At 55.5% G+C, this 1,280-nt stretch carries 1 protein-coding gene; it reads left to right on the top strand.

Features of this window, described 5'->3' with window-relative positions; all coding sequences use genetic code 11:
- Positions 1-879: bluetail domain-containing putative surface protein (locus P24_RS20375; RefSeq protein ID WP_008946365.1), on the top strand; the 879-nt coding region annotated here is incomplete at its 5' end.
- Between the last annotated feature and the right edge of the window lie 401 nt (positions 880-1,280).

Below are 1,280 nucleotides of genomic sequence, written 5' to 3'. Positions count from 1 at the left end.
GGCACAGCGGCAGACTCGCTGTTGGGCCGCGCCGGTGCTGACACCATCGTTGGTGGTGATGGCAACGACACGATCCAGGGCGATGGTGTCAGTGTTGCGGCGGCGACTGCAACCGCGGAAGTCCAGAGATTCACAGTTAACGGTGGAGCTGATGCCGGCGGCGACAATGTTATCACGGTCGGTGGTGTTGACGTCGCGATCGGAGACAGCGCTACCACTGTTACAATTGCCGCGACTATCGCTGCAGCAGAGGCTGCCATCAAAGGCGGCAATGCTAACATCGATACGGTAACCGCAAACGGCGCGGATGTTACTGTTACGTACAAGAACACTGCCGGGGATGTCGCCAACATCACCGTGATCGACAAGGGCTTGTCCACCGGTGCGATCTTCAGTGCTGTTTCTGAAATCACGAAGGGTGCCGCCGCATCGGCCGCCACCATTGGTGACGGTGGCGATGCAGCGGGAGCTGACATCCTGACGGGTGGTGCCGGCAACGATACGTTCCGCTTCGTTGCTGGTACGTCGCATGACACCGTTACGGACAGCATCACCGATTTGAACCTTGGTTCAGACGTTGTCGCTGGTCAGGTCGATACGCTCGTCTTCCAGAATGCTGGTGCCACGGTCTCGGTCGTTACCCTTGCTGATGGTGTTCAGGCGAACGTAACCGCCGCGGCCAGCCTGACAGCTGCTGCTGGGTTGGTGGCCGCTGCTGCCGCCACCGACGGTGCAACAGCTCTGTTCACCTACGGTACTGATAGCTACGTCTTCCACAATGTGGATGGCAATGGCACGTTCAATGCGGCGGCTGATATCCTGGTCAAGGTTACCGGTGTAACGGGCACCCTCGACGCATCTGATATCGCGTTGCTCTAACGTACTGACTTCCCTTGTTTGGGAAGGTTTTGACGGCGGAAGGCAAAATTGCCTTCCGCCGTTTTTGCTGATCCTGACCTCCAGCGGGCAGGCCTCCCCGGCGCTGCAGGCCTTGCAGCGTGCTTCAAGGGAAGGCATCAGCGATAGATTTTCTGGCTGTGCCTTGAAGGTTTCGGGCGCGCTTCGGGCTTTCCGTATCTTTAAATAATTCTTGTCGTTAATTTTTCATTTCTATCCTCTGATACTGTTGTGGGCTATCCATTTTTGGTTATATTTTTTTATGGAGATGAATCCTCAGGGCAGATTTCTGCTTTTCATTAATTGAAAGGCGCTGTTGGCGTCCCTTTCTGCGCTGGTATGGGTTTTTGTAAAAAAACATCGGGGAAATAAGCGATGGCGAC

Source organism: Oceanibaculum indicum P24, from assembly GCF_000299935.1.
Taxonomy (GTDB): Bacteria; Pseudomonadota; Alphaproteobacteria; order Oceanibaculales; family Oceanibaculaceae; genus Oceanibaculum; species Oceanibaculum indicum.
The sequence above is the reverse complement of the archived record's forward strand: the minus strand, read 5'-3'. Positions and strand labels throughout refer to the sequence as shown.